This window comes from Ralstonia sp. Ralssp110 (assembly GCF_047325135.1).
In the GTDB taxonomy this organism is placed as follows: domain Bacteria; phylum Pseudomonadota; class Gammaproteobacteria; order Burkholderiales; family Burkholderiaceae; genus Ralstonia; species Ralstonia mojiangensis.
Genome location: NZ_CP168609.1, coordinates 543,645 through 564,073, shown reverse-complemented (window position 1 = coordinate 564,073; position 20,429 = coordinate 543,645). Strand labels below are relative to the sequence as shown.

The window sequence follows — 20,429 nt, the reverse complement described above, 5'->3', positions numbered from 1 at the left end:
ACTGTAGTTGAACGGGGCGCGCGCAGTCTTACAGAAGATATACGGGTGTTGCAAATTGTAACGGAGTGACGCGATGGCCGCTCACGGCAATGCACGTTCCATCAATTCAGCATCCTCGCCGTAGATGGCGCGCAGGGCTCCCAACGCGGCGCTATCCATGTCAACGGACTGATAACCCAGGCGGCGCCAGAAGACATCCGCGCCTTGCACCGCTACCAGCCGGGATTGGTCCAGCCCTTGCGTCTGGGCGCGGGCGCACGCCATGGCGTAAAGCCGCTCGCCCAAACGCTGGCCGCGGCCCTCCGGCGCGATAGCCATGTCGTGCACGAACCAGAGAACATCGACTGCATCCGTGTCGGGCAGCGGCACGTGCAATTTGGGCGGCGTCCATGCGTGCCACGCATGCGAGAGCAGGTACCCCACTACTTCAGACCCACGCAGTGCGACCAGGCACATGGCCGGGCTGCGCGCCCAGCGGCTGGCAAGCGCATCGCCCGGTTCCAGGAACCCGCCGCCGTAGCACGCCTGCTGCACGGCGAGGATGCCGGGCAGGTCGTCTGCAACGATCGGACGGATGGTGAGTTCGGACATAGGCGCGCGACTGGCCGAGAAACGACAGAGTTTACCGGACGTGTCCCGCGCATCATGCTGTTTTCGCATAATGTGGGCACACATCGGTATTCGCGGCATGGCGCACGTATCCTGTAAATTCGTTGGCGGGGCAGTCCCGCCCGCACCTGAATTCCTTCTCTCAGCATGTCCCGAATCATCTTCCTGAACGGCCAATACGTGCCGGCCGCCGAAGCCACCGTCTCCGTCATGGATCGTGGCTTTACCTTTGCCGATGGCATCTATGAAGTGACCGCCGTGGCGCGCGGCAAGCTTGTCGACAACGATGCGCACCTCGCCCGCTTGACCCGCTCGCTTTCGGAGATCAGCATCGACAACCCATACACCGCTGCCGAATGGACGCGTGTGTGCGAAGAGCTGGTGGCGCGCAATGGGTTGGAAGAGGGCGTGGTCTACATGCAGGTCACGCGGGGCGTGGCCGAGCGTGATTTCGGCATCCCGGCAGACATCACGCCGACGGCCGTGGCCTTCACGCAGGTCAAGTCCATCGTCAACAGCCCGCTCGCAAAGAAGGGCGCAGCCGTGGTGACGGTGCCCGATCTGCGCTGGAAGCGTTGCGATATCAAAAGCGTGGGCCTATTGCCGCAGGTGATGGCCAAGCAGATCGCCGCCCGCGCTGGCGCGCACGAAGCCTGGATGACCGATGGCGACCGCGTGACCGAAGGCGCGTCGTCAACCGCGTTCATCATCACCGCCGATAAACGCTTGATTACGCGTCCGCTGTCGAACGCTGTGCTGCCAGGCATCACGCGCGTGTCGATCCTGGCGCTGGCGCGCGAACATGGCCTGACGCTGGAGGAGCGCACCTTTACCGTGGCCGAAGCCCAGCAAGCGGCCGAAGCGTTCTACACGAGCGCGTCGACGTTCGTGATGCCGGTGGTGTCGATTGACGGCGAGCAGATCGGCAACGGTCAGCCGGGCCCGCTCACGCAGGCACTGCGCACCTTGTATCTGCGCTTTGCCGGCGTGGACGTTGCCGAGCCCGTCGGCCAGATGTGATGTAAGCGGTTGCGCCAGCACGGTAGAATCGCCCGCTGAGTTTTTGTAGCAAGGCGAGACATCCCATGAAAACAGGAGGCTGGCGCTGGCAAAGCGCCATCGCGGCGACCGCTCTGGTCGCCGCGCAGTGGGCAGCGATTCCCGTATCCGCACAAACCGTGTCTGCGTCGGCCGCTGTGCCGACAGCGTCCGCGCAAGCCGTTACGGGCGGCGCGGCGCCCGCGCTCGAATCGGCCAGCGCCGATTCCCGCTGGCGCCGGTTCGAGAGCATCAACGGCATCGTGTCGTATATCGATCGGCAATCGGTCAAGCCAGAGCCAAGTGCTGAGGCGGATGCCGATTCGCATACCGTGCACTTCCGGCTGCTGCGCAACGTGCTGCCCGACTTCACGATCAAAACGGCAGATGGCCAGCCGATCCGCTCTTCGGTCAAGCAGGTGGTGCTCGATTGCGCGCGACATAGCTACACGGTGATTGCGCAAACGCTCTATCGCGCGCGCAATGCCAGCGGCAAGCCGCTCTACCAGATCCACTACGGCGACGAGGCGCAAAGCCGCTCGCTGCGCGAAGGCAGCGTGTTCGAATGGATTGCCGGCCGCTTTTGCGGGGCAGGCCGTTAGCGCAGTATCTGCAAGGGCGGCTTAGATGCCGCCCGGCATATTCAGATCGGCGCAGTTTCCCGGCTGTCGCTTCCGTCCTCGCTTTCTTCGCGGCCTCGCGCGTAAGGCTGCCGCTCCTGCTCAAGCTCCGGATATCGGCGTGAAGCGAAACCCATGGCGGCTTCGTACGAGCCAAACTGGTTGGATTCGGCGGCCACACCGTCGTTGACCAGGATTGCGTACCACTTCCCGTAGAGCGGGCCGTACACCACGACCTTGCTTTTCATTGTCTTGTCCCTGTTTCTTGTATCGATGGCCGGCGACGCGGTTTGCGCGAAGCGGCGGCTCGAGCCGTCCGGGCGCCAGGTCATGGCGCGCCGTCAGCGTTGTGGCGGACGATGATTACAGTGTGTTACACGCGCGTCAACGTTTGCGTTGGGCGCAATGCTCTAGTTGCGTCAGGTCGTTGCCAGGGTGCCGGCCACGCGGGCCTGCTGCAATTCGGCAGGTTCGTGGCCGGATTCGACATAGTCGGCAAAGCGGCGGATGCGGTCCGCAACCCAGTCGGGGCGACGCAAGGGCAGCCAGTGGCCGGCGTCGACCTCGTGGCGCCAGTAGTGCGATACCCAAGCTTCCACAGCGTGCGTAACGGCGGGGCTGACGTACCGGTCGCGCGTTGGCACGATCAGTTGCACGGGTGCATGCGGTGCACGTGCCTGGGGGCGCGTGAGGCGGTCGCGAAAATTTGCGCGATACATGCGCACGCCATTGCAGGCATCGCGCACAAGCGTCGGTCGCTGGGCTTCGATGCGGATGCCTTCCGTTTTGTGCAGCCACCATGGCCAGGCGCGCGCGACCCACAGCCGCCACGACCATTCCGGCACCAGCGGCAGGTGGAAATAGCCCACATACCAGGATTGCAGCCGCTGCTTCCACACCGCACGTTTGGCGGTCCATGTGCCGGCATCGAGCTGCGCGCGCATCCAGTGGCCGACGTGGTCCAGGCATGGGCCCGAGATCGACGTGTATGACGCGATGCGCCCGCGCAGCCGATCGGTCGTCACCGATTCCCAACTGTGGATGGAGCCCCAGTCGTGCCCGACCAGATGAAAGCGTTCGCCCGGCAGCAGCGCGTCGACCACGGCGGCAAGGTCGTCGACAAATTGGGGGATGCGGTAACCGGTGGTGTCCGCGGGCGCATCTGACAGGCCGGCACCGCGCACGTCGAAGGTGAGCACCCGGCGGTCGCGCGCCAGGGAATCGCGCACGCCGTGCCAGACGGAACTGTCGTCCGGATAGCCATGCACAAGCACGATGGCAGGGCGCTGCCGTGCAGATACGTCGGCGGGCAGGGTCATGCGAGCATGCAGGCGAAGGTTGCCGGAGCGCACCAGGTGGCTGCTGTGCATCGGGCCTCCAGTGAAATCGGCGAGGGAATCTCCAGCCTACGGGGTGATCGGCTGATGCGGCAACGCGTGTTTTTACCCGTTTCAAGCAGTGTGGGAAGCACTCGGTACGACATCGGCCTGCAGCAAGGGCGTGGCCGCGGCGAAGGCCGCCAGATGCTCCAGCAACGTACGCACCTTGCGTGGCAGCTGTTGCTGCGGCCACACCGCGTAGATGGGCCGCTGCGGTGTCCGCCATTCCGGCAGCAGGCGCACCAGCCTGCCTGCCTCCAGCGCCGGATGGCAGAGCGTGTGCGGACAGTACAGCAGGCCGAGGCCTGTTTCGGCCAGCGTCACGCCAAGTTCGATATCGTTCAGGTCGCAGCGTCCTCGAGGCTGCAACTCGATGGTTTCCTCGCCATCGGGTGAGGTGAAGCGCCATGTCGAGAGTGGCGACGACACCAACAACTGGTGCGCCTGAAGCTCATGCGGATGTGTCGGCGCGCCATGCTCGGCCACGTACGCGGGCGACGCCACCAGCACCATCCCGATGACACCCAGCCGGCGTTGTCGCAACTTCGGGTCGTCCTGCTGGCCGACGCGGATGGCAAGATCGGCGCCATGCCGCCACACGTCTTCATTGCGGTTGCTCAGCGATAGCTCCAGGCGAATCTCGGGCCACGTCGCCATGAAGCTTGCGTACGCAGGTGCGAGAAGCCCGCGCGACAGATTCAGTGGCGCCAGCACGCGCAGGGTGCCCTTCACCTGGTTGAGATCGTCGTCGAGTGTGGCCGTGGTTTGCGCAAGCGCGGTCAGCAGCGGGCGGCATTGCTCGTAGTAAAGCTGGCCTTCCGGCGTCGGCTTCAGGCTGCGGGCGCTGCGCAGCAGAAGCTGGCAACCAAGCGACGTCTCGAGCTTCTGCAGGCGCCGTGTCAGCGTGGCGGGCGGCAGATTGGCATGACGGGCTGCGGCCTGCAGGCTGCCGTGGTCCACGATGGAAACAAAGAGGGCAAGATCGTCGAGCATGATTCCATTTTTGGAATTTAAGTTTCAATAAACGTCTATAGTTTCTTGAAACGCGGTTGTCTAGCATACCGTCAATCACATTTGATGGCTTGCAAGGAGAACCGCCATGTCGATGCCCGTCTCTACTCCCACACGTCTTCGTGTCATTTTTGCGTGGCTGATGTCTGGCCTGATGTCGCTGCTCATGACTGGCTGGATCGGTTGGATCAACGCCGGTATCAGCCCTGACTTTCTCGCCCGCTGGGCGCATGCCTTTGTGCTGGCCTGGCCGGCTGCGTTCACCATCGTACTGATCGCCGCGCCGACGGTGCAGCGGTTGACGCAGCGCCTGGTGTTGCCCACCCCGGCGCAACCCTGAAAAGAAAATAGCCCACCGGGAGGACGGTGGGCCGCAAGGTTGACAGCAGGAAAGACCGATTGAAGCGGACGCCGGACTGACATCCCGTTGGGTCCGGCGATATGGCTGGTACAACACCCGACCCTTATCGTGGTGACGCTGATGTGCGTGGAGATCGCACTGCCCGATACTGGGTCGTGACCGGGCCATGGAGCGCACTGTAGAGGGTCGATGCTTTCATCAAACTTTCTTTCCCCTGCGGTTCTGCTGCGGACAATCCCTAGGGTATGAGCGCGCACGGACGTTCCAATGGCGTGGGCAGCACATGGCAGCGGACAAGGCGCGCAGGCACGAGTTGGCGTAGTCAACATCAGCGCGCGGTGCCTTTACGCTGATCTGATTCTCAACGCTAAGGAAACAGCATGACGATGATGATCGACGGCCACGGCCCTGGGTATCAGGCAGTGCAAACGCGGCCCAGCATCCAGGATTGCCTGGAGACGCTAAAGAAATTTGTGAATGAAGCTGCTTCGCCAACGGTGAGGGTGCAGGATCTGGTCGTGGCCAGCCGGGCCACCAAAGACAGCAACGCGCAATGGTGGGATCAGGATCGCCTTAATCTACCGGCTGATCCGAGCGACACCGATATTGATGCAGCTCGCACGCGAGTGGGCCACGCAATGGTCGACGAGCAGGACGCCACGGTCGCGCTACGTAACCTTGACTCGTATCTCGAGGACGGTGCGCTGGGTGATGTTGGCAAGAGCGGCGTCAAAGCTCTCGTGGATGATGTCACGACGAAGATCGGCGCTACCAGCCGCACGGTACAGGATGCCAATATTGAGGTGTTTTCGGGCGACTCTTCTCAGACTGACTGGGGCCAGTATCTGGAGTACCACCAGAGCGAGGCGGCTGCGGCGCAGAAAATTGCCGACCCGGTTAAGCAAGCGTTTGACCGGGGCGGCAACCCCGGATTGGACGCTGACCGCGCTGCACAGACAATCAGCGTCGTGACCGGGCAGTTCATCGATGCCGCCGCCGCGGCACAGGCATTGCGCGAGGCTGGCTTCCCGGTCAATGCGCCACAGCGACAGGCGAATGCACAACAACTGCAGACGGAACTGGTCGGCGGCATGAACCGCGTTAGCGACGCTGCACGCGTCCTGGACACCGCGGACGACACGTCGACGGCACTGCTCAATGGCGACCGTGATTTCTCTTACTTGTACAAGACCAGCGTGTTGGACGCAGCGGACAAGCACACGCAGGAGTTTGTGCAGCAGCACATACCACCGGGGCTTCACACCATCTTCGGGTACGGCTCACCCAACGACGCGGCCCAGCACAAGGTCCAGGACGAGTTGGTGCAAGACGGGGTCGATCTTTCGGCGCTCGGCCCGCGCTAAGCCATCAGTAGGAAAGCCGGCTGCATGTGGAGCAGCCGGCTGGCAGAATGCCGGAGCGTTGCCACCCATTCAGCCCACCATGCCCACGCCCGACGACCTGCTGATCCGCCACATCCACCAAGACGACTTTGCCGCCTGGAAACCCCTCTGGGATGGCTACAACGCCTTTTACGGCCGTGCGGGCGAGACCGCCTTGCCCGACATCGTCACGCAGACGACATGGCAGCGCTTCTTCGACGAAGCGGAGCCTGTCTACGCGCTGGTGGCCGAGCGTGGCGGCGAGCTGCTCGGCATCGTGCACTTCCTCTACCACCGCAGCACCACGCAAATCGGCATGAGCTGCTATTTGCAGGATCTGTTTACGGCGCAGGCCGCGCGCGGGCAGGGCGTGGGCCGGGCCTTGATCGAAGCGGTGTACCGTCGCGCGCAGGCCGACGGCTTGCCACGCGTCTATTGGCAGACGCACGAAACCAACGCGACCGCCATGCGGTTGTATGACACGTTGGCGGACAAGTCGGGCTTCGTGGTTTATCGCAAATTGTTCTGAGCGGCTACGGCATCCAGTAAGGCCTGAAGTGCGCGTGCGGCACCGGCCCGCGCGCAACTGGCATATGTGCTCGCTGCATTAGCAAAATCCGGAACACCGCATGTGCGGGCGGCACGTAAGGTCGCAGCATCTGACCTTACGTGCTGCTGTATGCCTGTCACCTTGCCTGCGTTGGTGGACGCGTCCACTGCGTCGTCTTCTCTCATTTTTTCTTCGGATCAGCAGGCGCGTCTGCGCGACCTCGCAACACAGATTCACGACGCGCAGCGCGCGGTGACAGCGGCGCAGCCTGCTCAGTCCATCGACCCCGAGACGACCGACCCCGCACGGCAACTGGCGCAGGCGGCTTACCTGGCCGCGCAGTTCGCCTTGCAGGCGCTGCAGGCCGAGCGCGCGGCATTGATCGCGCAGTCACGTGGCCAACACGCCGAAGAAGCGGCCGCCCAAGCAGCGTGTCAGCAGGCGCAACGCAATGGGCAACTGGCGAACGACATGGCCGCCGCTGCCCGAACGCATCTGCAGGCCGCTGTGGTGGCCGCGGCACAGCCCGGCGGCCATGTTCAGACGGTGATGACGGTGCAGCAGAAGCAGCGCCAGGAGGCTGCGGTGCCCGCGCTGGTGCTCGCGCGGGCACAGGCCGACGAGGCCGACGCACGCGTTGCACGGGACATGGCGCAGCGCCAGCTCGACGATGCGCGGCAAGTGCTGGATTCAGCCGAGGCCAGTGACCGCGCAGCACGGGCGCCGGTGCGCAACCTACCCGACGAGGCCTCACAGGCCACGTTGGATGCGCGCACGCAATGGAGCGACGCTCAGGCAACTGCCCGCAATGCCACGCTCGTCCTTAACCACACGCACGACGCGGTACATGCCGACGCATTGGCCGTGCTTTCTGACGCTGCCAACCGCGGCGACTGGCAGACGTACCACGATGCCGTGGTCGCCGGCCGCGCCAGCGGCGCCATCCCCGACGGCGAAGCGCAGAACCTCCAGCAGGCCGGCGACGATGCGCTCGTCAAGGCGCAAGCCGACGTCGCTCCGGAGCAGCGCGTTGCCGACGCACAGTATGCTGATCAGCAAGCCCGGCAGCAGCAGATTCTGCAGTGCCAGCCGCGCACGCAAGCGCTGCCCACTACGGCGGCGCTTGCGCAGGCGCGTCAGGATGCGGTGCCGACGTGGACGGCCGCCTTCCTGGCTGCCGACAACGCCAAGACGCTCACCGGCAAGTTGGCGGGCGACGCGCAGCGACAGGCTGCGCACTCCCAGGCCACAGCCGACCGTGCACAGGCGGAGCTGACGCGGCAGACTGCACAGCGCACGCTGCATGGCGCCGAGCAGGACTTGCGCATGGCTCAAGCCACCGGCGCCGATGCGAAGACGCTTGCCGGACTGCGCGCGAAGGTCGACAGCGCCCGACAAGGCACGCAAGACGCCACCCGCGCGCGTCTGCAAGCCCAGACCGACGAGGCCGGCGCGCACGCACAGGATCTGCTTGCTGCCCTGTCACCAGCCCGGCATGACGACGCGGCCGCGCGTTTCGAGCTGTTCCGAACGCACGGCGAGGAGTTGGCCCGACCGTATCTCCAGCAGTTTTTCCTGCAGTTTGGCGATCAGGCCATCACGGTGTCGTCGGCCGATCAATTGACGAATCTCGCGGGCCTGGCGTTCGGCATCCTGCCCGTGACCGATCTGGATGCACCCACGCCGCAGGCACTTGTCGAGGCTGCCCGGCAGGGGCGCTGGTTTGCCGAGGCACCGGCCGATGTGCGGGCGCAGCTTCAGCGAATCGTTGATCGCGCATATGGCGATGCCGATCGCACGCGGCCGCTGCAGGTGAACTTCCTGCCGTTTGTCACGGCCATCAAGCCTGGCTCCGAACTGATACCTGCCGACAGCGTGATCCAGGACGGCGCGCTGATGCAGTTCACGCGCGCCGATGGCACGACCGGCTGGGTGGATGCCGGCGCCAACCGCACCTACGATTCGCTCGACGATTTCCGCCACGCGTGCGACTTGCCCGTTGGTGGCGAGGCCGCATTGATGGTGGCGCCGGACTGCGCCCCGCAAGGCGCCGATCGCTTCGATGCCGATGGGCAACTGCGTCTGTTCATGGGCGAGGCGCGCATCGAGAGTGTGTTCGAAGCGGCGAACCGTACCTTCCATCTGGACGCCGTGCTGGCGGGCGGTTTGTTGGCCGCGGGCGTGCTGACCGACGGCATCGTGCCGTTGCTGGCCGGTGCGGCGGGCCTTGTGTATGGCGCCGCGCGCTCGGACCTGCCGCAGATGATCTCGCACGACGAAGACCTCAACCCGCTGACGAGTGGCCACGCGCGTCAGGTGTGGGGCACCGTGCTGGCTGAAGGCCTTGGCGGCGCCGCGACGGTTGCGCTCGGTCGCGCGCTCGTGCTCGGTGCGCGGGCGGCGGCGGAGGGTGCGGAACTGGAGGCGTCGGCCGCATTGGCGCTGAACACGTCGCTTGCCCGTACGACCACCGTGGCCCGGGCGCTCGGCAGGGCCGCGGGCGTGGCTGGTGGCGTCAACCTGGCGGATGGCGTGGCCGAAGCCTTGCCGCATCTCGACGAGATGAGCGAGCACGATCGCGATGATTTGTGGGCACAGCTCGTTCCGGACGTGGCGACCATGCTGCTGACGCATGCAGTCGACTACGTGGCGCCGGCGCAGTACACAACGCCGGCAGCGTGGTTGCATCCGGGTTTCGGGACGACGCGCGTACCGCGCAGCGGGACCGGCGCCACGGAAATGGGCGTGGCGATGACAGCCGCCGAGTGGAGCGCAGGCGGCATGCCGCGTACCAAGCGCCAGCGTGCGGAGACGCAGTCGTCCGGTGTGAATAAGATGTTGGTGGTGCTGGCACACCCCGACGACGACACCATCATGGCCGGCATGCTGCGGCGGGCCATCGCGGCAGGCACAGAGATCCACGTGGTGTACATCACGCGTGGCAACGGCGGGACGATCGTCAGCACGGAGTCCGGCATTCCCCTGCCCGTGTACGGCGGCGACGGTGCGGAATTTGCCGAACCCGGCGCACTGGGCCAACTGCGCGAAGAGGAGTTGCGAGCGTTCTATGCACGGCTGGGTGGCGGCGCGCGCGTGAAGGTGACGGTGCTGCATGGCAATGCCGACATCAACCCGTGGCGCCGGCCCGGCGAGCGCGTCCTGCGCTACAGCATTGTTGCCAGATGGAACACGCGATTCATCGTGCGCTACCTGGCCGAACGCATGCGTACGGAGCAATACGATCTGGCGGTCGGGCTGCGCATCAACCGCAACGTGCATCCGGCCCACGCCGAAAGCAGCCGCCTGATGCGCCAGGCCGCGCGTGCGTACCAACGTTCCACAGGCCAGGCGATGCCGTTGATGTGGGCCAACGAGATCGGCTGGTATCCGACCTCCGTGCTGAATCTGCGCGGGCGTACCTGGACGCTGCAGTTGAACGATGCGGAGCGCAGGCTCAAGGCCGATGCCATCGCTGCCTACGCCTCGCAGCCACCCGCACATGCCCACCACTTCGGCAACGAGCGGCCTTACGAACAATTCACCTTTGCCGCCGGAACACCGGCCCAGGCGCGGATCGACATTCAACGGTATTTCCTGCGTCGAGCGGCCGATCGCGATGCCGCGCCGGGAACAGCCCCCGCCTTCGAAACCGTGACCACGCCGCCTTTGCGATACCGGAAGGACTGGGGTTTCGTGCGCGTGGAAACCGTCGAACCGCCGTTGCCGCTACTCAAGCCGGCGCTGCCCAATCCGTCCGTCGATGCCGATGCCGCCGTGGAGCGCGCCACTGCATTTGCGCTGCGCGGCGAGGGCGTTGACCCCGAGCACATTTCCGACGAGCAGGAAGCGTGGCGCATGTTCTTGAGCAACCTTCAGCCGCGGCCGCTGGAGTGGCAGCCGCTTTGGCGCCGTCTGCTCAATGGCTTCTCGAACGAGCCCGGGCGTTTCTGGGCTTCCCGTCAGCCGGAGACCGCGGTATTCGTGACAACCTCGCGGCCGCCGCAAACTGTTTTTGGCGAGCAGGGCATCGGCCTGGCGCTGGACGCTTCCGACACGCAGGTGTGGTCGTCGATCACGGCGGCGCGCGGCGATGCGGCGCGCCAGATCGCGCAGGCTCCGGGCGGGCGAGGCGTGCGGTTTACGTACCCCGTCGTGATGGGTGCGCGCGATCTGGGCCACATGCTCAAGGTGGGCTGGCTGCCGCCCGAGGCACCGCAGGGGGCCATCGTGACGGTAGACGCCAACAGCCGGCGTCATCACGAGAGCATTCCCAACCCGCGCAACGCCTACGGACCCAAGCCCGGTGAGCCCTACACGCCGCCGACCGTTTCCGGCGGCATGAAGATCCGTGGTCCGGTGTTCCGCGCGTTGACGTCGACGGCCACGATCGCGTCCGCCACTTACGCCGGCGTGCGTTACGGTCTGCCGACTTTCACGCTGGCGGACTGGAACGCTTTGGGGCTCGGCATGCTTGGCCTGCGGTCGACGTTGGGGATGGTGTCGGATGGCGTGCGCGTGCGCATCGCGCGTCAGGCCGATGCCTCGCCGGCTTCTACGTGGCGCCTCATGACCGGCTGGCGCGGCACGTTGCGCGGTGTATCGAAAGCCGACCGGGACCGCTACCGCACGCTCGGCATGTTGCTCAAGGTAAATCCACGCGACAGCGATGCCCTGCGGCAGGTGGACGCCGCGCCCGGGCAGGTTCTGTCGGCCCGCAGCGAGCTTGGCTGGCTGCTTGAGACCATCCGCATATGGAGCTACGGCCCGAACGATGTTTCCAACCTGTTGCACCTGATGCATCCGGGCTTTTTCGACCCGTCGTTCGCGTCGTTGCGGGCGGCAGGCGATACGCTGGCGAACCTCGCGACGCTGATCTTTTCTGCTGTGCATCCGATGGCCAGCATCAGTGCTCGGCTGGGCCGCACGTTGAGCCTGCGGGCGGATCGGTTGCAGCAGGACCCGACCGTGCGGCCGGCGGGCGCAAGACTGCCCTCGATGTTCGGCGGAACAGAGCATCTGCCCCGGCCGCTGCAATGGCTGGTCGCCCTCGGGCATCGTCCGCTCGTCGTGTATCCGTTCCTGCCGGAGGTGGGAACGCCTACCGGCAAGCCGGTGCCTGTGACGTTGCTGCAGGAGTGGTCCAACAAGCTGGCCACGCTCGGCGTCTTGCCATTTGCCGGCGCCGACGCCGCCCATCTGCTGTTGGCAGCCGGCAGCAACCAATGGTCATCAGCACTCGTCGAACTTGGAAAGGTATCGGCGGACTGGTGGTTCTTCCGCGCGTTTCAGCAGATGCATGTCGATGCCTACCGCGCCCGGCGTGATCTGGGCCGGGTGGTGCGCCACAACAGCTTGCTGCCGTGGTGGCGCATGCCGGCCGGCGGTGCGGTCAAGGGGCCGAACGTGCCTGCAGCGGACGACTTTCTACTCGACAAGGGCGGGCTGTCGACGTTCCAGCCGGCGCTCGTGCTGGGCGTCGGCATTGGCGCGCGGGCGCTGCTCGGCCTGTTGGTCCCCTGGACTGACGGCAATGGCTAGCCGTCTTGCTGCGTCCGCGCGGTGAGCAACCTCAGCAATCGAATTTCGGCACGTCGAAATGGCTCCAATCGCTACCTCCCTCGGCGCCGTAGCTGATGTGCTCATCATTCGGACCCGTAAGCTCGACGCTGGTCGTATACGTCGGTGGATTGTTGCCGAACATCGACAGCAACTGATGTTCGTCGATGGTCTTGTCGATCTTGACGGAATAGCCGTCGCCGAGGTCCAGCGAGGTTGATGTACCGTGTCCTAAAACGTCGAACCACGACGTGTGCGAGTCGATCCTCAAGTCTTTGGCATCCGTGCCACCCACGATCTTGAGGGCGTCTTCGACACCGCCGAGATCCAAGTCGGCCACAGTGGTCTGCTGGCCGTCAGGCCCGACCTTGTCGACCTTGATGTGGTGGCCATCCTGCTGAATGACGGCAATCTTCTGGGCTTGATCCGTTCTCACCTCCATCGTGGCCTGGTTGGCCAGGGTGGGGGCGTTGATGGGTTCGCGGCCGTTGCTGTATGCGATATAGAAATTGGTTGGCGGTGTGCAGGCCAGGGCGTTCACGCTGTTCATGGTCGGACAAGTGCGGGTTGAAGGAACGTCGATCGTAAGACGACATTGCCGCAACAGCGGCCACGCAGCTTCGTAGGTCCGTCGTCGCACCGCAGCGCGGGCGCGGTACCAAGACCGTTGTCCAGTGCGCGATCCGGCGGAGGCGCCGTCCACCGCCGACGCATTTTTCCGCAAACCATAGGGTAATCCCGCATCTGCGATTTCGAAGACGCGGTCTATAGTTGCACCTGTGTTCCAGATATTAACAGACGTTTCATAGGTAAAACAAGTGAAACGTGATGGAGTCGACAGAAATGCAATCGCAATACAACCCCGACCTCGCTCCGTGGGAGCCGATTTCTCCGAACAACGTCGCCGGCAAGGGCCGTGTCGAGCGCCCCGGTCACGTCGCCAATCTGGTGTGGCAAACACGCGCCGCCGAGCCGACAGCCTATGAGAACCAATTGGCCGATTCGCTGGAAGCGGCATTCCTGGGCGGTGCGCAAACGCCGGCCGACATCGTGGCTGTGCTGAATGAGCGCGGCCCGCGCAATGCCGCTGGCGGAGAGGCCTGGACGGAAGACACCTTCCTGGCCGAGATGCGCCGCCTGGGCGCCTGAGACGAGGCCGGTTCCAACACGATTCGACGCCGCATTGCCCGCAGAGGCGCACGGCTCAACCCATCAGAAGAGGCAAGCAATGGAAGGCAACAAGGAAGCGCAGAAGGAAGCGCGCATCAACACCGGTCTGCGCAACTACTGGTATCCGGTGGCGGCGTCGTGGAATGTGAAAAACGCGCCGGTGGGCATCACGCGTTTGAGCCAGAACATCGTGTTGTGGCGTGACACCGCCGGCCAGGTCCATGCGCTGGAAGATCGCTGCCCGCATCGTGGCGCGCGCCTGTCGATGGGCTGGAACCTGGGCGACCACGTGGCTTGCTGGTACCACGGCGTTGAAGTGAACGGCCAAGGTACGGTGACCAGCGTGCCGGCTGTTGACGCTTGCCCGATGGAAGGCAAGACCTGCGTGCGCAGCTACCCGGTGCAGGAACGCGCCGGCGCCATCTTCGTGTGGTTTGGCGACAAGGCTCCGTCAGAGTTTGACGACGCGGTCGGCACGCTGCGCTTGCCTGAAGAGCTGACCAGCGACGAGCACAGTCACTTCCTTTGCTTCGCGCATTGGAACGTCAACTACCGCTACGCCATCGACAACGTCATGGACCCGATGCACGGCGCCTACCTGCACGCCGTATCGCACTCGATGGCCAGCGGCGAGAAGAAGGCCGTGATGGAAGTGGTTGAAACCGACCACGGGATCATGTTCCAGAAGACCGGCCAGCGCGGCGTGAACTTCGATTGGACCGAGTTTGGCGAGACCGGCACGATGTGGCTGCGCTTGTCGATTCCGTATCAACCGAAGGTCGGCCCGGGCGGCCCGTTCACCATCATCGGCATCGTGACGCCGGTGGACGAGGAGCACTGCATCGTCTACTTCTGGCGCACGCGCCACGTGCAGGGCTGGCAGCGCGACGTGTGGCGCTTCCTGTATCGCAATCGCCTCGAAGGCCTGCACTGGGATGTGCTGGAACAGGACCGCGTCGTGCTTGAGTCGATGGCACCCGAAGCGCGCGAGCACGAGACGCTGTATCAGCACGACATCGGCATCACGCGTATCCGCCGTGTGCTTGCACGCCGCGCCGCCGCTGAACTGGCCGACGCGCCCGTCGCCATGCTCAAGCCGGTTCCCACGGAAGCCCAACATGCCTGAGCGCAATTCAACCGCCGGGCTGCTGGCTGGCCGCAAGGTGCTCGTGACGGGCGCCGCGCGCGGTCTGGGTCTGGCCTTTGCCAAGTCGATTGCCGAAGCCGGTGGCGCCGTTGCGCTGGCCGACATTCTTGGCGAGCGCGTGCAGGAAGAGGCCGCAGCGCTGCGTGCGGCAGGCTTTGATGCGCATGGCTTCGCGCTTGATCTTGGCGATCCGGCTTCCATTCAGGCATGCGCTGCTGCGGCTGCACAGGCACTGGGTGGGCTCGATGGGCTTGTCAACAACGCGGCCATCACGAACTCGGGCGGGCGCGATGCATCGTCAATCGACATCGAGACCTGGGACCGCGTGATGAACGTGAACGTGCGCGGCACATGGTTGATGACGACGGCTTGCCTGCCGGCACTCAAGGCATCGGGCCGCGGCGCCATCGTCAATTTGTCGTCGGACACACCGCTGTGGGGCGCACCGAACCTGCTGGCTTATGTGGCCAGCAAGAGCGCTGTCATCGGCATGACCAAGTCTCTGGCGCGTGAATGCGGCGCTGACGGCATCACCGTCAACGCCATCGCGCCGGGCCTGACGCTGGTGGAAGCCACCGAATACGTGCCGGCGCACCGTCGTGCTTTGTACCGCGACCAGCGCGCCATCTCGCGCGATCAACTGCCCGACGACGTGTGCGGCGCCGTGCTGTTCGCGCTGTCCGACCTTTCCCGATTCGTGACAGGCCAGACGCTGGCCGTCAACGGCGGTTTTGTCATGCAGTAACGCATCCACACACCATTCAGAAGAGGTATTCAATGAGCGATCTCTCCGAACAACAGCAAGTGCAACGCACGTGGGACCGCCCGGAAGGCGCGTCGTTTGAAGACTGGATGAACAGCCGGGTCGCGCGTTTTTCCACCCGCCGCTACGACTGGGACGCCCTCAAGTTCCAGGCCGACTTCGACCCGAAATACCGCCGTGCGCAAATGCGTTACCTCGGCACGGGCGGCACGGGCGTGGCGGCTGACACCAACACGGTGCCGGCCGAGCACTTCACGTTTTCGACGATGGTCATTCCGGCCGGCCACGAAGGCCCGTCGCACCTGCACACCGATGTGGAAGAGGTGTTCTTCATCATTCGCGGCAAGCTCAAGCTGGTGCTGGAGAAGGACGGCGAACGCTACGAAACCATCCTGACCGATCGCGATCTCGTGTCGGTGCCGCCCGGCGTGTACCGCGAAGAAATCAACATCGGCGATGAAGACGCGCTGATGTGCGTGATGCTCGGCGCCAAGAAGCCGATCACACCGACGTATCCGCCCGAGCACCCGCTCGCCAAGATCAAGCGTTGATGCCATGAGCGCGCAGGCTGTCATATCCTCCCATCCGTTCCGCGTTGCCGACGCGCTTGCCGCGCTGGGCGCCGGGTTTGCCGAACGCACCGTCGCCATCAACGCCCACGGCGACCGCATCGGCTATCGGCAATGGGGCGAGCGCGGGCCGGTGGTGGTGCTGTTGCACGGCATCAGCTCCAGCGCTGCGTCATGGCTGCCTTGCGTGCAGGTGCTTTCGCACAACATGCGCGTGCTGGCATGGGATGCGCCGGGCTACGGCAATTCCACGCCGCTCGAACAGGCTGTACCGCGCGCCGCGGACTACGCGGTGCGGTTGGAGGCATGGCTGGCTGCGCTGCATGTGACGCCGGATGCGATCGTCGGCCACTCGCTGGGGGCGTTGATGGCATCGGCATATGTGGCCCATGCGCCAACGGCGATGCAGCCCAAGTGCCTGCTGCTTCTGAACCCTGCACAGGGCTACGGCCAGCCGGGGCAGGAAGACAAGTCGCTGGCCGTGCAAGCGCAGCGTCTTGCAACGCTGGACCAGCTCGGCATCGACGGCATGGCGGAGTCGCGCCACGCGCACCTGTTGCGCCCGAATGCCACCGATGAAGAGCGTGCCTGGGTGCGCTGGAACATGAAGCGCCTCAACGATGGCGGTTACCGCCAGGCAGTGGCGATGCTCAGCGGCGACGACATCAGCGCCTATCTGAGCAAGCGCCCCGCATCGACGCCGGCACAAGTCGCTTGCGGCGATGTGGACGGCATCACGCCGCCGCAAGGCTGCGAAGCGCTGGCCAAGACGTTCGGTCTGCCATTTGCGCTTGTACCGTCTGCAGGGCATGCCTCCTATATCGATGCGCCTGATGCTGTCGCAGGCTGGATCGAACAAGCCGTTCTCTCCCAATCTCAAAACGCCTAAGCGCCAAGACGTATGAGCAACGACCTCATTTCAGAAGACGTGCAGGAAAAGTACATCGTGCCGGGCCTCGAACGCGGCCTGCGCCTCCTGTGCGAATTCAGCCACAAAGACCGCGTTCTGTCGGCGCCGGAGCTGGCACGCCGGCTGAAGGTGCCGCGTTCGACTGTATTCCGCCTGCTCACGACGCTCGAAGTGATGGGCTTCATCGAGCGCGTGGACGGCGGTCGCGATTTCCGTCTCGGCATGGCGGTGCTGCGCCTGGGCTTTGAGTATCTCGCCTCGCTGGAACTGACCGAGCTGGGCCGTCCGCTGCTCGATCGCTTGCGCGATGACATTCATTACCCATGCAACCTCGTCGTGCGCGATGGCCGCTCTATCGTTTATGTGGCGAAGTCGGTTGCTCCCACGCCGTTCACCAGCTCGGTGAATGTTGGCACGCGCCTGCCGGCACATGCCACGGTGCTGGGTCGTGTGCTGCTGGCTGACCTGTCGCTGGCGGAATTGCGCCAGCTTTATCCGGAGCCGCAGCTGGAGGTGTTCTCCGCCAACACGCCGCGCACGGTGGAAGAACTGTTCGAGATGGTCCAGCGCGACCGCGAACATGGCTACGTGCTGCAGGAAGGCTTCTTTGAAGCCAACATCTCGACGATTGCTGCACCGGTGCTGGACCGCGCAGGCAAGGTGGTGGCAGCGCTGGGCACGACCATTCCGTCGCCGCGCATTGAGCCCGCACAACTCGATCTGATGATCGACAAGGTGCGCGCCGCTGCCGGTGAGCTGTCTTACCTGCTGGACTACCGCCCCGCCAGCGGAAAGGTCGTCAACCTGTTCCGGGAATGACCATGCCGATGATCGACCTGACCGGCAAGACCGCCGTTGTGACCGGAGGCTCCTCCGGCATCGGCCTGGCCACCGTTGAACTGCTGCTGGAAGCCGGCGCCGCCGTGGCGCTGTGCGGCCGCAATGCCGAACGTCTCGCGCAAGCCGAACAAGGCCTGCGCAGCCGCTTCCCGAACGCTAGGCTGTTTGCCGCAACGTGCGACGTGCTCGACGCCGCGCAGATGGCAGCGTTTGCCGATGCGGTGGAGCAAGCGCTCGGCCCCGTCGACATGCTGGTCAACAACGCGGGCCAAGGCCGTGTCTCGACGTTTGCCGATACCGACGACGCTGCCTGGACGCAGGAGCTGCATCTCAAGTTCTTCTCCGTGATTCATCCCACGCGCGCTTTCATGCCGCAACTCGAGCGCACGGCGCACGGCGCGATCGTCTGCGTGAATTCGCTGCTCGCGCAGCAGCCCGAGCCGCACATGGTGGCCACCTCTGCCGCGCGTGCGGGTGTGCTCAATCTTGTGCGTTCGATGGCAACCGAATTTGCACCGAAGGGCGTGCGCGTCAACGGCATCCTGATCGGCCTGGTGGAGTCCGGCCAATGGCGCCGCCGCTTCGAGGCTCGACCCGAAGAAGATCGCCATCTCGACTGGGCCGCGTGGACGCGCCGCTTGGCCGCACAAAAACATATTCCCCTTGGACGCCTGGGTCTGCCCGAAGAAGCAGCCCGCGCCATTCTGTTCCTTGCCTCGCCGTTGTCTTCGTACACCACGGGCAGCCACATCGATATCTCCGGAGGACACTCCCGTCATGCTTAATAGACAACAACAGGAACAACAGCTGGTCACGGTGGGCCACGCGATTGCAGCCTTCCTGGAGGCTTGCGAGGTCAAGGCCGCCTTTGGCGTTATCTCGATCCACAACATGCCCATCCTCGATGCGATGGGCGAGCGCGGCAAGATTCGCTTCGTCATGGCGCGCGGTGAAGCCGGCGGCGCCAACATGGCCGACGCTTATGCCCGTACCACAGGTGGCCTGGGCGTCTGCCTGACCAGCACCGGCACCGCGGCCGGCAACGCGGCGGGCGCAATGGTCGAAGCCCTGACCGCCGGCACGCCGCTGCTGCACATCACGGGCCAGATCGAAACGCCGTACCTGGACCAGAGCCTTGCCTACATCCACGAAGCGCCGGATCAGCTCACGATGCTCAAGGCCGTTTCCAAGGCGGCCTTCCGCGTGCGCAGTGCCGACACGGCCATCAGTACGATGAAGCTGGCCGTGCAGACCGCGCTGACTGCACCGGCTGGCCCGGTGAGCGTGGAGATCCCCATCGATATTCAAGCCGCGCTGATCCCGATGCCGGACGATCTGCGCCCGCTGCAGGTGCCGCAGCATGTGCCGTCGGCCCACGCGCTGGACGAACTCGCTGAGCGCCTGTCGCGCGCGCGCCGTCCGATGCTGTGGCTCGGAGGTGGTGCCCGCCACGCTGCGAAGCAGGTCACGCGCCTGATGGATCTGGGCTTTGGCGTGGTCACCAGCACGCAGGGCCGCGGCATCGTGCCGGAGGATGATCCGCGTTCGCTGGGCGCCTTCAACCTGCACAAGCCGGTCGAAGCGTTCTATCAGACGTGCGATGCGATGGTCGTGGTCGGCTCGCGCCTGCGCGGCAACGAAACGCTTAAGTACGAACTGAAACTGCCGCGCCCGCTGTACCGCATTGATGCAGATGCATCAGCAGAAGGCCGTTGCTACGCCAGCGACTATTTCGTGTGCGGCGATTCGGCCCTCGCACTGGATGGCCTGGCGGATCGGCTGGAAAAGAAGATGCAGATCGATGCGGCATTCGCCGGCGACCTGCGCGCCGCCCACGAGACGGCGGTGCACGGGCTGATTGACGGCCTCGGCCCGTACGCAAAGCTGGTGGATGCGTTGCAAGCCGCGGTGGGTCGTGAGTTCAACTGGGTGCGCGACGTTACGGTGTCGAACAGCACGTGGGGCAATCGTCAGCTGCGTATTTTTGATTCGCGTGCTGGCGTGCATGCGTTGGGTGGCGGCATCGGCCAAGGTTTGGCAATGGGCATTGGCGCGGCCATTGGTGCGGCTGCAACCGGATCGGGCAAGACCACGTTCTGCCTGGCCGGCGATGGCGGCTTCATCCTGAACCTTGGTGAATTGGCGACTGCGGTGCAGGAGCGCGCCAACCTCGTCATCGTGCTGATGAACGACAAGGGCTACGGCGTCATCAAGAACATTCAGGACGCGCAGTACGGCGGCCGCCGCCATTACGTGGATCTGCACACGCCGGACTACACGGCGCTCGCGCAGTCGCTGCAACTGCGTCATCGCCGCGTGTCGGATCTGACTGACGTGGGCAGCGCGTTGAACGAGGCCACCAGCGGCGAGGGCCCGTTCCTGATGGAGATCGACATGCTTTCCATCGGCAGCTTCAAGACGATCTTTGCAGGCCCGCCGGTCAACCAGCAGGCCAAGGACGGCCAGGGCGAGCGCGCAGCCGAGCGCACGACGGTGGTGGCGTGAACCTGCAACCGAGCCAATT

At 64.8% G+C, this 20,429-nt stretch carries 19 protein-coding genes; 14 read left to right on the top strand and 5 right to left on the bottom strand.

The features are described 5' to 3' along the window. Nucleotides 1–81: 81 nt before the first annotated feature. Nucleotides 82–591: a GNAT family N-acetyltransferase gene (locus tag ACEN9T_RS03150; RefSeq protein WP_413706403.1), complete on the bottom strand. Its 510-nt coding sequence runs from the start codon at nucleotides 589–591 to the stop codon at nucleotides 82–84. Between the two features lie 165 nt (nucleotides 592–756). On the opposite strand from ACEN9T_RS03150, the gene ACEN9T_RS03145 reads away from it, so the two are divergent. Both ACEN9T_RS03145 and ACEN9T_RS03140 read left to right on the top strand, forming a co-directional pair. Further along, on the top strand, nucleotides 757–1,629 hold the full coding sequence (locus ACEN9T_RS03145) for a D-amino-acid transaminase (RefSeq protein ID WP_092971297.1): 873 nt from the start codon (nucleotides 757–759) through the stop codon (nucleotides 1,627–1,629). A gap of 65 nt (nucleotides 1,630–1,694) precedes the next feature. Beyond that, a complete protein-coding gene (locus ACEN9T_RS03140; RefSeq protein WP_413706402.1) occupies nucleotides 1,695–2,249 on the top strand; it encodes a surface-adhesin E family protein in 555 nt (184 codons plus the stop codon). Between the two features lie 41 nt (nucleotides 2,250–2,290). Here ACEN9T_RS03140 and ACEN9T_RS03135 read toward each other — a convergent pair whose 3' ends face one another. The 3 genes from ACEN9T_RS03135 to ACEN9T_RS03125 all read right to left on the bottom strand — a co-directional run bounded on the left by ACEN9T_RS03135 (nucleotide 2,291) and on the right by ACEN9T_RS03125 (nucleotide 4,639). Beyond that, the gene (locus ACEN9T_RS03135; protein WP_413706401.1) at nucleotides 2,291–2,599 is read right to left on the bottom strand and encodes a hypothetical protein; all 309 of its coding nucleotides are present in this window, start codon (nucleotides 2,597–2,599) and stop codon (nucleotides 2,291–2,293) included. A gap of 87 nt (nucleotides 2,600–2,686) precedes the next feature. Beyond that, nucleotides 2,687–3,637: an alpha/beta fold hydrolase gene (locus tag ACEN9T_RS03130; protein WP_413706400.1), complete on the bottom strand. Its 951-nt coding sequence runs from the start codon at nucleotides 3,635–3,637 to the stop codon at nucleotides 2,687–2,689. Between the two features lie 81 nt (nucleotides 3,638–3,718). Then, nucleotides 3,719–4,639, bottom strand: a complete 921-nt coding sequence (locus tag ACEN9T_RS03125; RefSeq protein ID WP_413706399.1) for a LysR family transcriptional regulator — start codon at nucleotides 4,637–4,639, stop codon at nucleotides 3,719–3,721. A 106-nt stretch (nucleotides 4,640–4,745) separates the two neighbouring features. Here ACEN9T_RS03125 and ACEN9T_RS03120 point away from each other — a divergent pair, with 106 nt between their 5' ends. The 4 genes from ACEN9T_RS03120 to ACEN9T_RS03105 all read left to right on the top strand — a co-directional run bounded on the left by ACEN9T_RS03120 (nucleotide 4,746) and on the right by ACEN9T_RS03105 (nucleotide 12,488). Next, the gene (locus ACEN9T_RS03120; protein ID WP_092971301.1) at nucleotides 4,746–4,997 is read left to right on the top strand and encodes a DUF2798 domain-containing protein; all 252 of its coding nucleotides are present in this window, start codon (nucleotides 4,746–4,748) and stop codon (nucleotides 4,995–4,997) included. Between the two features lie 401 nt (nucleotides 4,998–5,398). Beyond that, nucleotides 5,399–6,382, top strand: a complete 984-nt coding sequence (locus ACEN9T_RS03115; RefSeq protein WP_413706398.1) for a hypothetical protein — start codon at nucleotides 5,399–5,401, stop codon at nucleotides 6,380–6,382. A 79-nt stretch (nucleotides 6,383–6,461) separates the two neighbouring features. Further along, nucleotides 6,462–6,929, top strand: a complete 468-nt coding sequence (locus tag ACEN9T_RS03110) for an N-acetyltransferase family protein (protein ID WP_413706397.1) — start codon at nucleotides 6,462–6,464, stop codon at nucleotides 6,927–6,929. 150 nt (nucleotides 6,930–7,079) lie between these two features. Beyond that, nucleotides 7,080–12,488, top strand: coding sequence for a PIG-L family deacetylase (locus tag ACEN9T_RS03105; RefSeq protein WP_413706396.1), 5,409 nt, complete (start codon nucleotides 7,080–7,082; stop codon nucleotides 12,486–12,488). 31 nt (nucleotides 12,489–12,519) lie between these two features. On the opposite strand, the gene ACEN9T_RS03100 is transcribed toward ACEN9T_RS03105, so the two are convergent. Then, nucleotides 12,520–13,056 (bottom strand): hypothetical protein, encoded by a 537-nt coding sequence (locus ACEN9T_RS03100; protein WP_092971305.1) that lies wholly within the window; start codon nucleotides 13,054–13,056, stop codon nucleotides 12,520–12,522. Between the two features lie 293 nt (nucleotides 13,057–13,349). Here ACEN9T_RS03100 and ACEN9T_RS03095 point away from each other — a divergent pair, with 293 nt between their 5' ends. The 8 genes from ACEN9T_RS03095 to ACEN9T_RS03060 all read left to right on the top strand — a co-directional run bounded on the left by ACEN9T_RS03095 (nucleotide 13,350) and on the right by ACEN9T_RS03060 (nucleotide 20,410). Further along, the gene (locus tag ACEN9T_RS03095; RefSeq protein ID WP_316874325.1) at nucleotides 13,350–13,655 is read left to right on the top strand and encodes a recombinase-like helix-turn-helix domain-containing protein; all 306 of its coding nucleotides are present in this window, start codon (nucleotides 13,350–13,352) and stop codon (nucleotides 13,653–13,655) included. 79 nt (nucleotides 13,656–13,734) lie between these two features. Then, nucleotides 13,735–14,802, top strand: coding sequence for a Rieske 2Fe-2S domain-containing protein (locus tag ACEN9T_RS03090; RefSeq protein ID WP_413706395.1), 1,068 nt, complete (start codon nucleotides 13,735–13,737; stop codon nucleotides 14,800–14,802). Further along, nucleotides 14,795–15,568, top strand: a complete 774-nt coding sequence (locus tag ACEN9T_RS03085) for an SDR family oxidoreductase (RefSeq protein ID WP_413706394.1) — start codon at nucleotides 14,795–14,797, stop codon at nucleotides 15,566–15,568. Before ACEN9T_RS03090 ends, ACEN9T_RS03085 begins: the two co-directional genes overlap by 8 nt. Before the next feature lie 32 nt (nucleotides 15,569–15,600). Further along, a complete protein-coding gene (locus tag ACEN9T_RS03080; RefSeq protein WP_004634817.1) occupies nucleotides 15,601–16,137 on the top strand; it encodes a cupin domain-containing protein in 537 nt (178 codons plus the stop codon). A gap of 4 nt (nucleotides 16,138–16,141) precedes the next feature. Continuing rightward, complete coding sequence (locus ACEN9T_RS03075) at nucleotides 16,142–17,044, top strand: alpha/beta fold hydrolase (protein ID WP_413706393.1); 903 nt, start codon at nucleotides 16,142–16,144, stop codon at nucleotides 17,042–17,044. A 12-nt stretch (nucleotides 17,045–17,056) separates the two neighbouring features. Continuing rightward, nucleotides 17,057–17,884: an IclR family transcriptional regulator gene (locus ACEN9T_RS03070; RefSeq protein WP_092971309.1), complete on the top strand. Its 828-nt coding sequence runs from the start codon at nucleotides 17,057–17,059 to the stop codon at nucleotides 17,882–17,884. A gap of 2 nt (nucleotides 17,885–17,886) precedes the next feature. After that, complete coding sequence (locus ACEN9T_RS03065; RefSeq protein ID WP_413706392.1) at nucleotides 17,887–18,690, top strand: SDR family oxidoreductase; 804 nt, start codon at nucleotides 17,887–17,889, stop codon at nucleotides 18,688–18,690. After that, nucleotides 18,683–20,410: a thiamine pyrophosphate-binding protein gene (locus tag ACEN9T_RS03060; protein WP_413706391.1), complete on the top strand. Its 1,728-nt coding sequence runs from the start codon at nucleotides 18,683–18,685 to the stop codon at nucleotides 20,408–20,410. The genes ACEN9T_RS03065 and ACEN9T_RS03060 overlap by 8 nt, the downstream gene beginning before the upstream one ends. Nucleotides 20,411–20,429 lie beyond the last annotated feature (19 nt).

Excerpts from the sequence above, each read along its gene's own strand:
- ACEN9T_RS03150 (WP_413706403.1), bottom strand. The coding sequence starts at position 591 with ATGTCCGAACTCACCATCCGTCCGATCGTTGCAGACGACCTGCCCGGC.
- ACEN9T_RS03145 (WP_092971297.1), top strand. The coding sequence starts at position 757 with ATGTCCCGAATCATCTTCCTGAACGGCCAATACGTGCCGGCCGCCGAA.
- ACEN9T_RS03140 (WP_413706402.1), top strand. The coding sequence starts at position 1,695 with ATGAAAACAGGAGGCTGGCGCTGGCAAAGCGCCATCGCGGCGACCGCT.
- ACEN9T_RS03135 (WP_413706401.1), bottom strand. The coding sequence starts at position 2,599 with ATGACCTGGCGCCCGGACGGCTCGAGCCGCCGCTTCGCGCAAACCGCG.
- ACEN9T_RS03130 (WP_413706400.1), bottom strand. The coding sequence starts at position 3,637 with ATGCACAGCAGCCACCTGGTGCGCTCCGGCAACCTTCGCCTGCATGCT.
- ACEN9T_RS03125 (WP_413706399.1), bottom strand. The coding sequence starts at position 4,639 with ATGCTCGACGATCTTGCCCTCTTTGTTTCCATCGTGGACCACGGCAGC.
- ACEN9T_RS03120 (WP_092971301.1), top strand. The coding sequence starts at position 4,746 with ATGTCGATGCCCGTCTCTACTCCCACACGTCTTCGTGTCATTTTTGCG.
- ACEN9T_RS03115 (WP_413706398.1), top strand. The coding sequence starts at position 5,399 with ATGACGATGATGATCGACGGCCACGGCCCTGGGTATCAGGCAGTGCAA.
- ACEN9T_RS03110 (WP_413706397.1), top strand. The coding sequence starts at position 6,462 with ATGCCCACGCCCGACGACCTGCTGATCCGCCACATCCACCAAGACGAC.
- ACEN9T_RS03105 (WP_413706396.1), top strand. The coding sequence starts at position 7,080 with ATGCCTGTCACCTTGCCTGCGTTGGTGGACGCGTCCACTGCGTCGTCT.
- ACEN9T_RS03100 (WP_092971305.1), bottom strand. The coding sequence starts at position 13,056 with ATGAACAGCGTGAACGCCCTGGCCTGCACACCGCCAACCAATTTCTAT.
- ACEN9T_RS03095 (WP_316874325.1), top strand. The coding sequence starts at position 13,350 with ATGCAATCGCAATACAACCCCGACCTCGCTCCGTGGGAGCCGATTTCT.
- ACEN9T_RS03090 (WP_413706395.1), top strand. The coding sequence starts at position 13,735 with ATGGAAGGCAACAAGGAAGCGCAGAAGGAAGCGCGCATCAACACCGGT.
- ACEN9T_RS03085 (WP_413706394.1), top strand. The coding sequence starts at position 14,795 with ATGCCTGAGCGCAATTCAACCGCCGGGCTGCTGGCTGGCCGCAAGGTG.
- ACEN9T_RS03080 (WP_004634817.1), top strand. The coding sequence starts at position 15,601 with ATGAGCGATCTCTCCGAACAACAGCAAGTGCAACGCACGTGGGACCGC.
- ACEN9T_RS03075 (WP_413706393.1), top strand. The coding sequence starts at position 16,142 with ATGAGCGCGCAGGCTGTCATATCCTCCCATCCGTTCCGCGTTGCCGAC.
- ACEN9T_RS03070 (WP_092971309.1), top strand. The coding sequence starts at position 17,057 with ATGAGCAACGACCTCATTTCAGAAGACGTGCAGGAAAAGTACATCGTG.
- ACEN9T_RS03065 (WP_413706392.1), top strand. The coding sequence starts at position 17,887 with ATGCCGATGATCGACCTGACCGGCAAGACCGCCGTTGTGACCGGAGGC.
- ACEN9T_RS03060 (WP_413706391.1), top strand. The coding sequence starts at position 18,683 with ATGCTTAATAGACAACAACAGGAACAACAGCTGGTCACGGTGGGCCAC.